This window comes from Pseudomonas sp. JV241A (genome assembly GCF_900275665.1).
Classification (GTDB): Bacteria; Pseudomonadota; Gammaproteobacteria; order Pseudomonadales; family Pseudomonadaceae; genus Aquipseudomonas; species Aquipseudomonas wadenswilerensis.
In genome coordinates this window covers 91,963-106,777 of the sequence record NZ_OPYO01000025.1, presented here as the reverse complement: position 1 = coordinate 106,777, position 14,815 = coordinate 91,963, and the positions used below count along the sequence as shown (strand labels likewise).

Below are 14,815 nucleotides of genomic sequence, written 5' to 3'. Positions count from 1 at the left end.
AGGGAAACAGGCGGGCAGGGCGCAGGCCGTGCCCGGTTGAAGTCAGGCCAGGGCGCTCACGTCGGCCAGTTCCTGGTGGCGTGGCGACTGGTTGGCGGCGCGGTGGTCCTTGGCCAGCAAGGAGTACACGGTCGGCAGGATGAACAGGGTGAACAGGGTGCCGATGAGCATCCCGACCACGATCACCAGGCCCAGGCTGAAGCGGCTGTGGGCGCCGGCGCCACTGGCCAGCAGCAGCGGTACCAGGCCGACGACCATGGCCGCGGTGGTCATCAGGATCGGCCGCAGGCGGATCTCTGCGGCGCGTTCGATGGCGCTGCGGCGGTCGAGCTGTTCGGCCTGTTGCAGTTCGTTGGCGAACTCGACCATGAGGATGCCGTGCTTGCTGATCAGGCCGATCAGGGTCACCAGGCCGATCTGCGTGTAGATGTTCACCGTGGCATAGCCCAGGTACAGCGGGATCAGCGCACCGCAGATCGACATCGGCACGCTGATGAGGATCACCAGCGGATCGCGCAGGCTTTCGAACTGCGCGGCCAGCACCAGGTAAATCACCAGGATGGCGAAGATGAAGGTGATCACCAGGGCGCTGCCTTCCTGCACGAACTGGCGGGCGTCGGACAGCCAGTCATGGCTGAAGCCCACCGGCAGGTTGTCGGCCTGGGCGCTGAGGAACTGCACCGCAGCGCCGATGCTCACCCCCGGCGCCGGCACGGCCTGCAGGGTGGCCGAGTTGAGCTGGTTGAACTGGGTCAGCTTGTTGGCCTCGATCGACATGTCGAAACTGACCAGGGTCGACAGCGGGATCTGTGCGCCGTTGGCTGCCTTGACGTATTGCCCGACCAGCATCTCGGCGGACATGCGCTGGTTGCGCAGCACCTGCGGAATCACATCGTAGGAACGGCCGTTGAGGGCGAAGCGGTTGATGTAGTTCTCGCCCACCAGCACCGCCAGGGCATCGCCGATGGCCTGCATGCTGATGCCCAGGTCGTTGGCCTTGTTGCGGTCGATGGTGATGTTGACCAAGGGGCTGTTGAAGTCCAGGTCGCTGTCGACCACGGCAAACAGGCCGCTGGCCATGGCGGCCTGCTTGATCTTCTCCATCGCCTCGAATACCACCCGGTGTTCCTGGGAGCTCTGGATCACCATCTGCACCGGCAGGCCACCGGTGGAGCCTGGCAGCGACGGCAGCTGGAAGGCGAAGATGCTGACACCCTCGATTTCACCGACCGCCTTCTGGATCTCGCCTTGAAGTTCGTCGGCGCTGCGTTCACGCTCTTCCCAGACGCTGAGGTTGGCGCCGCCGAAAGCGGTGCGCGGGCCATCGTTGCCATTGACCACCCAGGTGATGTCGGTTTCCGGAAAGCTGGCGAACAGGCGGTCCATCTTCATGGCATAGACTTCGGTGTAATCGATGTTGGCATATTGCGGCGCCTTGGCCACGGCCAGCACCTGGGCCTGGTCTTCGACCGGCGCCAGTTCGCGCTGGGCGCCGAGGTACAGGACCGGCAGGCTGATGAACACCGCCGCCGCCACCACCAGGGTCACGCTGCGATGGTGCAGGGAGATGTCCAGCAGGCGCCGGTAGCTATTGCCCAGGCTGTGGAAGAACCGTTCGGCGGCGCGGGCCATCGGCCCTTCGTTGACCTGGCGGCTGAGCAGGAACGAGCTCATCACCGGCGACAGGGTCAGGGCCACCACCCCGGACACCACCACCGCCCCGGCCAGGGTAAAGGCGAACTCCTTGAACAGCGCCCCGGTCAGCCCGCCCATCAGGCCGATCGGTGCATACACCGCCGCCAGGGTCAGGGTCATGGCAATCACCGGCCCGGCGATTTCCCGGGCGCCGACCAGCGCCGCATGCAGCGGCGACTTGCCCGACTCGATATGGCGGTGGACGTTCTCCACCACCACGATCGCATCGTCGACCACCAGGCCGATGGCCAGGACCATGGCCAGCAGGGTCAGCAGGTTGATGCTGAAACCGAACAGGCTCATGATCGCCGCCGCACCGATCAGCGACAGCGGAATGGTCACCAGCGGGATCAGCACGGTGCGCAGCGAACCGAGGAACAGGAAGATCACCACGGCGACGATGATCACCGCTTCGACCAGGGTCTTGAGCACTTCGTCGATCGACGCCTGGATGAAGCGCGCCACCTCGAAGACGATGTTCGCGGTCATGCCCGGCGGCATGTTTTCGCGAACTTGCGGCATCAGGTCCTTGACCCCCTGGACGATGGTCAGCGGGTTGCCGGTAGGTGTCGGGTGCAGGCCGATGAACACGCTCGGTTCACCGTCCATGATGCCGCTGGTGTCAAAGGACGTGGCGCCCAGCTCGGCGGTGCCGATATCGCTGAGGCGGATCAGGGTGTCGCCCTGGGTCTTGACCACCATCTGGCGGAACTGCTCGACGCTGGTCAGGTCGGTGTTGACGTTGATGTTGGCCGAGACGTACTGGCCCTTGGTCTGGCCCGGGGCGGCCTGGAAGTTGTTGTTGCGGATCGCTTCGGCGACATCGCTGGCAGAGATGTTGCGCGCCGCCATGCGCGCCGGGTCCAGCCACAGGCGCATGGCCAGTTTCTGCCCGCCGAGGATCTGCGCTTCGGCGACGCCGTCCACCGAGGCGAACAGCGGTTGCACCACCCGCGAGATATAGTCGGTGATGGCCGGCAGGCCGATCTCCTTGCTCGAGAAGCCGACATAGATCACCGCCGTGCCTTCCCCCGAGGACTTGGCAATCACCGAGTCATAGGCGCCTTCGGGCAGGCGGTACTTCACCTGGTTGACCGCGGCCATGATCTCGGTGAGCGCCTTGTTCGAATCGGCGTTGAGCTTGAGGCGGATGCTGATCACGCTCTTGCCCTGGGTCGAGGTCGAACTCAGGTAGTCGACGCCGTCCACCGAGGCGACCGCCTGGGCGATGGGCTGGGTGACGAAGCCCTGCATCAAGGAGGAGCGGGCCCCCGGGTATTCGGTGGTGACGGTGATGGTCGCGCTTTCCAGCTGCGGGTACTGGCGGATCGGCAGGTTCAGCAAGGCCAGCAGGCCGAGCATGACGATCATCGAACAGACGACCAGCGTCAGCACTGGCCGACGGATGAACAGGTCAGTGAATTTCATAGCGGAACAAGTCCCTTTCAAAGGCACGCAAGGCGCAGGTCGGCGTTACAGTTGCTGGGCCACGTCGGGTTTCTTCAGGTCGCTGGCGGCCATGGCATCCTGGGTCAGGCGCACTGGCATGCCGTTGCTCAGGCGGATCTGCCCGGAGACCACCACCCGGTCGTTGGCATTGATCGCATCGAGTACCACCACCCGGTCATTGCGCCGCGCGCCGAGCTTGACGAAGACCTGCTCGACATTCAGCTGGCCGTTGTTCTCGCGCAGGACGAACAGCGAGTTGCCGTAGGCGTTGTAGCTGATCGCGGTTTCCGGAACGCTGAGCACATCGGCCAGGCTCGGCAGCTCGACGCTGACGTTGGCGAACATGCCCGGCTTGAGCAGCAGTTCGGGGTTGTCCAGGGTCGCCTGGACCTGCATCGAACGGGCGCCGGGGTCGATCTGCGGCTCCAGGGTGGTGACCGTGGCCTGGAACGGGCGCTGCGGCCAGGCGTCGACCTTGAGGTTGATCAGCTGCCCGGGTTGCAACTGGGCGGCGGCCTGTTCCGGCAGCGAGAAGTTCACGTACAGGCGCGACAGCTGGGTCAGAGTCACCACGCTGTCGCCGGGGCTGATGTACTGGCCCAGGTCGACCTTGCGGATCCCCAGCACGCCGGCGAACGGCGCGCGGATGGTCTTCTGGTTGATCACCGCCTGGACCCGGGCGATCTCGCCACGGACTTGATCGTAGTTGGCCTGGGCCTGGTCCAGTTGCGACTGGGTCGAGGCCAGCAGCAACACCTTGCGCGTGCGCTCCAGGGCCAGCTTGGCGTTCTTGGCCTGGGCCTGGAGCTTGGCCAGGTCGCCTTGCTCCGGGCCGTCGTTGAGCTTGAGCAGCACCTGGTTGGCGCTGACGGCCTTGCCGGCGGTGAAATTGAGTTCGACGATGCGTCCGCCGACTTCCGGCGATACCTGCACCTGTTGCACCGCGGCCAGGGTGCCGACGCTGGACAGCACCACCGGCATCGGCCCCGACTGCACATTGGCCACGGCCACCGGGGTAGCTGGCGCCGCGCTCGGTGCCGGTGCGCTGGTGTCGCTGACGCCGTTTGGCGACCAGACCATGAAGGCTGCCGCCAATGCCGCGACGGCGCTGCCTGAACCTACCCAGTAGCGCGCTTTCATTGCACCGCTCCTTCTGGCTTGGCCGCCAGTTCCTGACGAATGTTGTTCAGTGACTGGCGCAGTTGCTCAAGCCCCAGGGCGCCGGGGATCAGGTACCGATCGGCAATCACCAGCGACGGCACCGAGCTGATGCCCAGGTGGCGGCCCAGGCGCAGGTCCTGTTCAAGCAGGGCCGGAGCGTCATGCTCGAAGGCGTGTTCGAAGGCCTGCGGGTCAAAGCCGGCTTCGGCGGCAATCGCCAGTACCGTGGCCTTGTCGCCGATGTTGCGGCTTTGCACCAGGTGCGCCAGTTGCAGGCGATCGAACATCTGCTCGTGAGCGGCATTGCCCCCCAGCGCATTGGCGGTCTGGCAGGCGCGGGCGGCGAGCAGGCCGTTGGGGTATTCGAACGGTTGCTGGCGCATGCCTTCGATGTTGATGCGTTTTTCATCCTCGGCGCGGGCGCAGGCTTGCCAGTGGCCGAGGATGGTGTCCTTGGCCTGGGGCATCGAGCCGAAGCGCTCGATCATCGCCTCACGGCTGGTTTGCAGAATGAAACTGCGGTGCTGGATATCCAGGTCGAGTTCGGCTTGCAGCTGCTTGAGCCGCGGGGCGAGGACGAAGCACCAGCCGCAGACGACATCGTGGAAAAATTCGACTTTCAAGGAGGACATGGTAGTGACCCGATAGCAGAGGGGATGGAGGCACTATCCACAGCGGCTGGGGGAGAAAAAAGCGACAAAAGTGCAGCTAATCCTCCCATCCCCTTCATCGATGGCCGAACGGCCTGCCAGCACGGGCCGGGCAAGGTAGAATGGGCGCCTTTAGCCAACTGATTGTGCCCATGACTTCCGTGATCGATACCCTCCAGCAGCACCTGCTCGCCGCCCTTGACCCGGCGCCGGGCGAAACCCGCCGCCTGTTCCATGGCCGCGGGCGCTGCTGGCCGGGGTTGGAGCAGATCACCGTGGACTGGCTGCAGGGTGTGCTGCTGGTGTCGCTGTTTCGCGAGCCGCCCGAAGGCCAGTTGCCGGCGCTGGAGCAGATGCTCCTGGCCCTGGCCGAAGCGCCGTGCTGGAGCGGCCAGGCGATCCTGATCCAGCACCGCTACCTGCCGGACAGCCCCGGCCAATGGTTGCTGGGTACGCCCAGCGAGCACTGGCTGATCGATGAGGACGGCCTGCGTTATCAGCTGGACCTGGGCCTGAAGCAGAACACCGGTTTGTTCCTCGACATGCGCTATGGCCGGCGCTGGGTACGCGAGCAGGCGGCGGGCAAGCGCGTGCTCAACCTGTTCGCCTATACCTGCGGGTTTTCGCTGGCGGCGATTGCCGGTGGCGCCGAGCAGGTGGTGAATCTGGACATGGCGCGTTCAGCGCTGAGCCGTGGGCGCGACAACCATCGGCATAACGGCCATGACCTGGGCAAGGTGAGTTTTCTTGGTCATGAGCTGTTCAAGTCGTGGGGCAAGGTGCGCAAGTCCGGGCCCTATGATCTGATCATCATCGACCCGCCAACCTTCCAGAAAGGCAGCTTCGTCCTGACCCAGGATTACCGCAAGATCCTGCGGCGCCTGCCGGAGCTGTTGAACGACGGCGGCACGGTGCTGGCCTGCGTCAACGACCCGGCGATCGGCCCGGACTTTCTCATCGAAGGCATGGCCGCAGAAGCGCCGGGGCTGGCCTTCGTCGAACGCCTGGCCAACCCGCCGGAATTCCCCGACAGCGATCCGGCGGGCGGGCTCAAGGCCCTGGTATTCAGGGACCTTGTGTAGACGCGGGCTTGCCCCGCGATAGCATTCTGTCAGCCATCGCGCATCGCGGGGCAAGCCCGCTCCTACTTGGCCAACCGTCGCCAGCCGAGCACCACACCACTGACACTCAGCACCAGCCCGCCCAGGCTGAACAGGATCATCCAGGCATCCCACAGCGGCCGCTGTTGCAGCAATGGCAACCAGTCCCAGCTGTGCAGCAATGAGAACAACCAGCGCGACACGCGCCGGGGCTGGTCCAGCACGCCCAGCATCTCGCCGGTGTACAGGTCCAGGTGCAGCCAGCTCTGCTGCGGGTCTTCAAAGCGTACGCGCAACACCGGCAAACGCTTTTCCAGGTGGCCGAGCATGCTGTGCTCGGCCCTGGCGTAGTAGTAGAAGTCGTAGGTTTCTAGCTGCACGCTGTGCATCTGGCCCTGAGGCAAAATCGCTTGCGCTGCACGCTCCAGTACGTCCCGTGGCAGGCGCTCGAGTACCTGCCCGTCGGCCATCGACAGCACCCGGGTTCGGCCAGCACCCTCATGGCCGACCAGATAGCCCGCACCGCCGATCAAGCGCCACTCAAGTTCACGGGCCTTGAAGCCTTGCTGGCCAAACCGCGCCAGCGCCTCGTTGGCCGAGAGCGGGAAAGCCGCCGCGGTCAAAGGCCCGCCTTGATAGGCCGCAACGTTCAAGGGCGCTGAACTGCTGAGCAGCCGCCACGGGTTCATCGACATCAAACCACTGAAGATCCAGGTGATCGCCAGCACGCCGAACAGCAAGCCACCGATATGGTGCCAGCGGGCAAACCCGCGGTAGGGCGAGCGCGAGCCACTGCGGTAGGGCTGGCGCAGACGCCAACGGAGGATGCCGATCACCGCGCCGAGCAGCGCCATCAGCGTGCCGGCCAGCGACAGGTAGATCACCAGGTTGCTCCACAGGCCGTCCGCGCCAATGCCACGCAACGGGTACAGCCAGTGCAGCCAGGCGCCGACCAGGTTCCAGCCGCGCTCCAGGGCGCTGGCATCGCGCACCACTTCACCGGTATGGCCGGAGATGTACAGCAGGGTACGCTCGCCATCGTCGAGCTGGACCCGCTGTAACGGCCGCTCGGCGTCCAGGGCGCGCGAGTGGCTCCACAGGTCCTCACTCACTGCGCCGCGATAGCTGGCCTTTGCCCCCGGGTCGTACTGACGAGCACTGGCCAGCGCCTGGTCGCGGTCGATCGGTTGCAGGCGCTGGCCCGTGCGGGCATCCACCGCCACGCTGGCGTGACCCGGATAGCCGAATAGGTAGCGCGGCGTGCCGGCCACCATGATCAGGCGGATGCTTGCCGGGTTGCGCTCGGCATCGGCGCTGCGCAGGGCAGTGCCGAGGTCGACGCAGCAATCCTGCAGGCGCAACTGCGGCAGGTGAGCGAAGTGCTCGCGCGGGGTCAGCTTGGGGTAGCCGACATAGAGCATGACCATCCCCGAAAAGAACCACAGGGCCATGAACAGGCACAGCCCGATGCCCAGCCAGCGGTGCCACAGGTACAGGTAACGTTTCATCGGTGGCGTCCTAGAAGCGCGTCTGCACGGCCAGCTCCAGGGTGCGCGGGGCACCGAGGTAGAGCATGCTCGCAGAGGTCCAGCGGGCGTACACCTCGTCGGTCAGGTTGCGCACCCGGGCGGTGATGCGCGTGTCGTCATCGACCTTGAAACCGAGGAAGGCGCCGAAGATCGTGTATGACGGCGCATAGCGGGTGTTGGCTGCATCGGCATACACCGAAGATACATAGCGGCTGTCGGCACCGACTTGCCAGCTCGGGTCGATGTCGTAGGTCAGCCACAGGTTGGCGACCCGCTCGGGGATGTTGGTCGGGGTGTTGCCCTTGCGCGAGATCGAGCGGCCGCCGACGTTCTCGTTGAACTCATCGTACTGGGCGTCGACATAGGCGAAGTTGCCCTCGGCCAGCAGCTTCGGCGTGACGTGCAGCGACGCGGCCACCTCGACCCCGCGTGAGGATTGCTTGCCCACCGGCTGGGTGACGCTGGGGTTGGCGGCGTCGGCGGTGGCCAGGTTCTTGCGCTCGATATGGTAGGCGGCGACGGTAGCGGCACCACGGCCGTCGAGGAAGCTGAACTTGCTGCCCACTTCCAGTTGCTTGCCGGTGCTCAGGTCGAAGTCGCGTACCGAGGCGAAGCTGGCGGTGCTGAGCATGCCCGAGGGCGGGTCGGCGGCGGTGCTGTACTGCACGTAGACGTTGGCCGCCGGGGTCAGTTCGTAGACCAGGCCGATGCGCCCGGTGGTGGGCTCGTAGCTGCGCTGGAAGTCCAGCGGGTTGTTGGCATCGACCGTGCGGTAGTTGTGCACATCGAGGTCGATATGGTCGTAGCGCAAACCAGTGAGCAGCGACAGGCGCTCAGTCAGTTGCAGACGGTTTTCGACGAACGCCGCCCAGGTGTCGACGGTGTTCTCGCGGTTCTTCTGATAGCCCGGGACCATGCCGTTCAGATCATAGAAATGCCCGGGTTCGAAGGTGGCCGGGTCGACGCTGTCGAAAATGCCGGTGATCGAGCGCGGGTAGCTCATCTGCACGTTGTGGCTGTAGTCCAGGCCCGCCGACCACTGGCTGTTCAAGCCGAACAACTGGCCTTCGTGGAGCAGCTCGAAGCGGTTGCCGTTGAGTTCCTGGTCGTGGCGTTGCAGCAGCGCGTTGGAGCGGTTTACCCGGCTGTTGTCGGCGTTGTAGGCGTAGGTTTCGAGGTTACGGAAGTTACGCTCGGTGTTGTAGTGGTAGAGAGTGTTGCGCAGCGAGGTGTTGTCGTTGAAACGATAGTCGGTGATCGAGCGCAGCCAGCGCACGCGCTGTTCGTAGCGGCCGTCTTCGACGTTGTAGTTCTCGAAGCGGCGGCTCTCGTCGACCTTCATTTCGCCACCCAGCGGGTTGAGCACCGGGCTGCCCCAATAGGGGCTGTCGACCGTTTCGTTCTGATACTCCACGGCCAGGGTGTGGGACAGCTGGTCGTTGATGTCGGTGAGCAGGGAGAACGCCACGGTCCAGGCATCGCGCTCTTCGCGATCGACATAGCCATTGCTTTTGCTGTGGCTGAAATCCAGGCGGGCGTAGTTGCGGATGCCGTCGCCGTCGTTGAGCGCATGGTTGAAGCCGAACGAGGTCTCGCTGCTGTCATAGGAGCCGTACTTGATTCGCCCCTCGTTGAAGTTCTCGTCGCGGCTGGCCAGCTTGGTGATGTAGTTGATCGATCCACCCACGGCACCGGCACCGAAGAGGAAGCTCGACGGCCCGCCGACGGCTTCGACCCGGTCATAGATCCAGCTGTCCACCGGGCGCGCGGCGATGGAGTCGTATTGCACGCTGATGCCGTTGAACAGCTGGGTGATCTGTGCCCCGGAAAAGCCCCGATAAGCCACTGAGCCGGCAGAGCCGGGCGGCGAGGCGGCGGTCATGCCGGGCACGCCGTTGAGCACGTCCTGGGTAGTCTGGGCGCCGCGCTGCTGAATCTGCTGGCGGTTGACGATGTTCACCGAAGCCGGGGTTTCCCGTGGCGTCAGGCCAAGGCGTGAGCCGGTTTGCGACGGGGTGTCGAGCAGTACGCCGTCTTCGGCGTCGGCGCGGCCGTTGATGCGCAGGTCGGGCAGGGTCAGCGGCGCCTCGGCCACAGCATTGAAGGACAGCGCGCACAGCAGCGCCGCGCAACCGGAAAGGCGATAGGAGTAGGGCATGAATCACACTCTGGAAATTGAGCCAGCGGCCGCCTGCACCTGTCAGGCAGGCGCAGCAAAAACGGCCGGTTTCAGGCAGCCCGGGGAACTGCCAGGAGGTTCAAGCCAGAAGCGGGGAGGCGCGGGGGTTGGCGGCGGGCCAGCAATAGCGCGGCGGCGCTTTGCTGCGCAGCTCACGGTGATAGCGACGTACACGAGTGACCGCCAGCAGCCAGCCGATGACCAGCGCAAGGCCCAGGCAAACTACGGCGGCGGCGCACACCGGGCAGGTTTGCATGCTGTCCCAGCCGGCCACCGACTGGTCGTCGAAATCGCTTTTCAGTGTCGGCCCGGCGCTGCCCATGGCTGAGCAATAGGCGCCGCCAATGCCATTGAGCTGCAGGCCCATCATCTGCCCGTGACCGATCCCGCAGGCGAACAGATTGAACAGGACACAGAAGTACAAGGTCCAGGCAATCAGCGGGCGGTCGGAGGGGGTGCGGTTCATGGCCGCGACTTTAGCACCGATGCCCGCAGGCGTTAAAGCCGAATCAGGCCTGTTGTTCGGTGAGTTTCAGCGGCGGCGGGTTGTATTGCGCGAAGCAATCGCCGGGCAAACCCGCTCCTACACATTCAGTAGGAGCGGGCTTGCCCGGCGATGAGGCCCTTACTGCCCGGTATAGATCTGGTCGAAAATCCCGCCATCGTTGAAGTGGGTTTTCTGCACGGTGCGCCAGTCACCGAAGGTCTTCTCTACCGACAGGAAGTCGACTTTCGGGAAGCGGTCGGTGTACTTGGCCAGTACCGCCGCATCACGCGGACGCAGGTAGTTGTTGGCAGCAATTTCCTGCGCCTCTGGCGACCACAGGTACTTCAGGTATTCCTCGGCGGTGGCGCGGCTGCCTTTCTTGTCGACCACCTTGTCGACCACGCTCACTGGCGGCTCGGCCTCGGCGGAAACGCTCGGGTAGATCACTTCGAACTGATCGCGACCGAACTCGCGGGCGATCATTTCGGCTTCGTTCTCGAAGGTCACCAGCACGTCGCCGATCTGGTTGGTCATGAAGGTGGTGGTGGCGGCGCGGCCACCGGTGTCGAGCACTGGCGCCTGCTTGAACAGCTTGCCGACAAAGTCCTTGGCCTTGTTCTCGTCACCGCCGTTCTTCAGCACATAGCCCCAGGCCGAGAGGTAGGTGTAGCGGCCGTTGCCGGAGGTTTTCGGGTTAGGCACGATGACCTGGACGCCGTCCTTGAGCAGGTCGGGCCAGTCTTTCAGGGCCTTGGGGTTGCCCTTGCGGACGATGAACACGGTGGCCGAAGTGAACGGCGCGCTGTTGTTCGGCAGGCGGCTGACCCAATTGTCCGGCACCAGCTTGCCATTGTCGGCCAGGGCATTGATGTCGGTGGCCATGTTCATGGTGATGACGTCAGCCGGCAGGCCATCGATCACCGAACGGGCCTGCTTGCTCGAACCACCGAAGGACATCTGCACGGTGATCTTCTCTTTGTGCTCGGCTTCCCAGTGCTTCTGGAACGCGGCGTTGTAGTCCTTGTAGAAGTCGCGCATCACGTCATACGAGACGTTCAGCAAAGGTGCCGGAGCAGCCTGGGCCACGGAGCCGAAGGCGAGGCCGGCGGCCAGAAGCGAGGCACTGAAGAGTTTTTTCACTGCGCATTCCTTGTTCGAGTTGGCGTTAAAGGCATTATGCCAGCGACTATAGCGGTTGGACCTTAGGCGCTAAAAGATTAAAAAGTGCTTTGCTTATTACGTTTTATTGAACAGTGCGTTACCGCAACGGGAGCAGAACGCGGCGCCGTGTTCATGGCTGTTTTTCCGACACACCGGGCAGTCGTGCTGCAGCTGTTCGCCGCGCATGGCGTTGGCCAGCTCCGCGGTGAAAATCCCGGTGGGCACGGCAATGATCGAATAACCGGTGATCATTACCATCGACGACAGCACCTGGCCCAGCGGAGTCTTGGGCACGATGTCGCCAAAACCGACCGTGGTCAGGGTGACGATGGCCCAGTAGATGCCCTTGGGGATGCTGGTAAAGCCATGCTCGGGGCCTTCGACTACGTACATCAGGGTGCCGAACACGGTCACCAGGGTCGAGACGCTGAGCAAAAAGACGATGATCTTCTGCTTGCTGCCGCGCAACGCCGTGAGCAGGTAGTTGGCCTGCTTCAGGTAAGGGCTGAGCTTGAGCACCCGGAAGATCCGCAGCATACGGATGACGCGGATGATCAGCAGGTACTGGGCGTCGCTGTAATACAGGGCGATGATCCCCGGGACGATGGCCAGCAGGTCGACCAGGCCATAGAAGCTGAAGGCGTAGCGCAAGGGCTTGGGCGAGCAGTACAGGCGGATCAGGTACTCGACCAGGAAGATCGCGGTAAAGCCCCACTCGATGGCCGCCAGCAGCCCGGCGTAGCTCTGGTGCACCTCGTCGATGCTGTCCAGGATCACCGTCACCAGGCTGGCGAGAATGATCAGCAGCAGGATCTTGTCGAAGCGTCGGCCGGCGACGGTGTCGGTTTGAAAGACGATGACGTAGAGCTGCTCGCGCCAACTCGAAGGGGTGTCCATAGGCTCGTTCCAAAGGCAGATGGGCAGAGCCTAGGGGCTGCACCTCAGCTGTGCAAGCGACGCCGGCTGTGGGACGCCGGCACGCGTAGCAGGCGGCCACCGGCATGCAGCAGCCAACAGGCGAGGATGAACGGCGCGGTCAGGCCGGCGACCGGCAGCAGGCTGAACACCGGTTGCAGGGCAATCGCCAGGACGATGGCCAGCAGCGGCAACCAGGGCCGCTGGCGCTCCTGGCTGAAGGCCAGGGCGGCCAGGGCGGCGTTGAAGCCGAACAGGCCGTTATAGGCCGCCGTGGCCTCGCCACCGATCAACGCCACGCTGCCACCGATGGCCGAGCCGAGCAAGGCCCAGACTGCCGCGTAGCGATTGGAGATCAGCAGGCCGATGGCAATCAGCACGCCGGCCAGGGGCTGGTCGAGCAAGAAGATCTGCCCGAGGCCACGGGCCAGGGCAAACAGCGGGTTGGCTTCGACGCCGGTACTGGCGGCGCCGGCGGGTTCGGCCATGGTCAGCGCAGCCCAGCCGAGCAACACGAACGGCGCCGTGTAGGCGGGCAGCAATTGCTTGGGGCCGCGCTTGAGCCACTGGTGCACGAGCATGCTGCTCAGGCCGCCGGCGGCGATGATCAGGGGCGGCAGGATCGCCGACCAGGGCAGGGCATAGCTGATCAACAGGCCGATCAGCACGCCGTTGTAGCTGTACAGGCCGGCCTGGCGGTCGCTGCGGTTGTAGCCGCGGCGTTGCGCGGTCAGCAGCCCGGCGAGGGCACCGAGCAGCGCGCCGCCGACCAGGTCGGGCGCGGTCAGGGTGATCGCCAGCAGGCAGCACAGGCCACACAGCGGGTTGCGCTGCAGCAGCACCTGGCTGAAGCCGTTGAGCAAGGCCGTGGCCCAGTCGGGGCACGGGTTGACGAAATTCTTGGTGTACATGGGGGCAGTCTGGGTTGATGTGGAGTGGGGAGCCTCTTTGGGCCGGGTTGTCCCACCGGAATTGTTGTTGGCCGGTCTGGCCTCATCGCTGGCAAGCCAGCTCCCACAGGTTCGGTGTGCACAGCACCTGTGGGAGCTGGCTTGCCAGCGATGGGGTTCAACTCAGATCAAGCTCTCGATCCGCAGCGTGTTAGTCGACCCTGGCTTGCCAAAAGGCACACCGGCGGTGATCAACAGCGTATCGCCACGGCTGGCCATGCCCTGGGCCTGAGCGATTTCCAGGGCGGTGGAGCAGATCTCGTCGACCTGGCGCAGGCGATCGTTGACTACCGAGTGCACACCCCAGGCCACGCTCAGGCGCCGGGCGGTGGACAGGTTGGGAGTCAGGTTGAGGATCGGTGCCCGTGGCCGCTCGCGGGCGGCGCGCAGGGTCGAAGCCCCCGACTCGCTGTAGTTGACCAGCACCGCCACCGGCAGGATGCCGCTGATGCGGCGGATCGCGCAGCTGATGGCGTCCGATACGGTGGCTTCGGCTTTCGGCCGGCCGACGTCGAGCTGAGCCTGGTAGTCCGGGCCATTCTCCACCTGGCGGATGATCTTGCTCATCATCTGCACCGCTTCCAGCGGGTAGTCACCCGAGGCGGTCTCGGCCGAGAGCATCACCGCATCGGCGCCTTCGGCCACGGCGTTGGCCACGTCGGTGACTTCGGCGCGGGTCGGGGCCGGGGAGAAGCGCATCGATTCGAGCATCTGCGTGGCCACCACCACCGGTTTACCCAGTTCGCGGCAGGTGTTGATGATGCTCTTCTGGATCTGCGGCACGCTTTCGGCCGGCACTTCCACGCCCAGGTCGCCACGGGCGACCATGATCGCGTCGCTCAGCTCGGCAATGGCGCGCAGTTGGGTGACCGCCGAAGGTTTCTCGATCTTGGCCATCAGGTAGGCGCGGTCACCGATCAGCTGGCGCGCTTCGACGATGTCTTCCGGGCGCTGCACGAACGACAGCGCCACCCAGTCCACGCCCAGCTCCAGGCCGAAGCTCAGGTCGCGGCGGTCCTTGGCGGTCAGCGGGCTGAGGTCCAGCACCGCTTGCGGCACGTTGACGCCCTTGCGGTCGGACAGCTCGCCGCCGTTGAGGACTTCGGTCTCGATCGCATCGCTGTGCTTGGCGGTCACCCGCAGGCGCAGCTTGCCGTCATCGAGCAGCAGGTCCATGCCCGGTTCCAGGGCGGCGATGATTTCCGGATGCGGCAGGTTGACCCGCGAGGCAGTGCCCGGGGTGCTGTCCAGGTCCAGGCGCAGGGTCTGGCCGCGCTGCAGTTGGACTTTGCCCTCGGCAAAACGGCCAACGCGCAGCTTGGGCCCTTGCAGGTCCATGAGGATGCCCAGCGGGTAGTTGAGCTGGCTCTCCACCTCGCGGATCCACTGGTAGCGCAGGGCGTGGTCTTCGTGCTCGCCGTGGCTGAAGTTCAGGCGAAAGATGTTCACCCCGGCCTCGACCAGCTGGCGGATGTCGTCGATGCCCTTGATCGCAGGACCGAGGGTGGCAAGGATTTTGACTTTTTTATCGGGCGTCAT

At 64.7% G+C, this 14,815-nt stretch carries 11 protein-coding genes; 1 reads left to right on the top strand and 10 read right to left on the bottom strand.

Annotation, left to right across the window (positions count from 1 at the left end; genetic code table 11):
• Window positions 1-42: 42 nt before the first annotated feature.
• The 3 genes from JV241A_RS16500 to JV241A_RS16490 are packed head-to-tail and all read right to left on the bottom strand — an operon-like array spanning window position 43 to window position 4,937.
• Window positions 43-3,123: a MexW/MexI family multidrug efflux RND transporter permease subunit gene (locus JV241A_RS16500; protein ID WP_115088026.1), complete on the bottom strand. Its 3,081-nt coding sequence runs from the start codon at window positions 3,121-3,123 to the stop codon at window positions 43-45.
• Window positions 3,124-3,168: 45 nt separating this feature from the next.
• Window positions 3,169-4,284, bottom strand: coding sequence for an efflux RND transporter periplasmic adaptor subunit (locus JV241A_RS16495; RefSeq protein WP_134063549.1), 1,116 nt, complete (start codon window positions 4,282-4,284; stop codon window positions 3,169-3,171).
• Complete coding sequence (locus JV241A_RS16490; protein ID WP_115088024.1) at window positions 4,281-4,937, bottom strand: DsbA family protein; 657 nt, start codon at window positions 4,935-4,937, stop codon at window positions 4,281-4,283. The genes JV241A_RS16495 and JV241A_RS16490 overlap by 4 nt, the downstream gene beginning before the upstream one ends.
• A gap of 170 nt (window positions 4,938-5,107) precedes the next feature.
• On the opposite strand from JV241A_RS16490, the gene JV241A_RS16485 reads away from it, so the two are divergent.
• Complete coding sequence (locus tag JV241A_RS16485; protein ID WP_134063547.1) at window positions 5,108-6,037, top strand: class I SAM-dependent methyltransferase; 930 nt, start codon at window positions 5,108-5,110, stop codon at window positions 6,035-6,037.
• Between the two features lie 62 nt (window positions 6,038-6,099).
• Here JV241A_RS16485 and JV241A_RS16480 read toward each other — a convergent pair whose 3' ends face one another.
• The 7 genes from JV241A_RS16480 to pyk form a co-directional block, all read right to left on the bottom strand.
• A complete protein-coding gene (locus JV241A_RS16480) occupies window positions 6,100-7,563 on the bottom strand; it encodes a PepSY domain-containing protein (protein ID WP_134063545.1) in 1,464 nt (487 codons plus the stop codon).
• A gap of 10 nt (window positions 7,564-7,573) precedes the next feature.
• Window positions 7,574-9,742 carry a TonB-dependent receptor gene (locus tag JV241A_RS16475; protein ID WP_115088022.1) on the bottom strand — a complete coding sequence of 723 codons (2,169 nt, stop codon included), beginning with the start codon at window positions 9,740-9,742 and terminating at the stop codon, window positions 7,574-7,576.
• A gap of 100 nt (window positions 9,743-9,842) precedes the next feature.
• Window positions 9,843-10,229: a DUF2946 domain-containing protein gene (locus tag JV241A_RS16470; RefSeq protein ID WP_115088021.1), complete on the bottom strand. Its 387-nt coding sequence runs from the start codon at window positions 10,227-10,229 to the stop codon at window positions 9,843-9,845.
• Window positions 10,230-10,388: 159 nt separating this feature from the next.
• Window positions 10,389-11,390: a sulfate ABC transporter substrate-binding protein gene (locus JV241A_RS16465; protein ID WP_115088020.1), complete on the bottom strand. Its 1,002-nt coding sequence runs from the start codon at window positions 11,388-11,390 to the stop codon at window positions 10,389-10,391.
• Between the two features lie 96 nt (window positions 11,391-11,486).
• Entirely contained in the window at window positions 11,487-12,308 is an 822-nt protein-coding gene (locus JV241A_RS16460) for an ion transporter (protein WP_115088019.1), read from the bottom strand.
• 44 nt (window positions 12,309-12,352) lie between these two features.
• Window positions 12,353-13,237 carry an urea transporter gene (locus JV241A_RS16455; protein WP_134063543.1) on the bottom strand — a complete coding sequence of 295 codons (885 nt, stop codon included), beginning with the start codon at window positions 13,235-13,237 and terminating at the stop codon, window positions 12,353-12,355.
• A gap of 162 nt (window positions 13,238-13,399) precedes the next feature.
• Window positions 13,400-14,815 (bottom strand): pyruvate kinase, encoded by a 1,416-nt coding sequence (gene pyk / locus JV241A_RS16450; RefSeq protein ID WP_115088017.1) that lies wholly within the window; start codon window positions 14,813-14,815, stop codon window positions 13,400-13,402.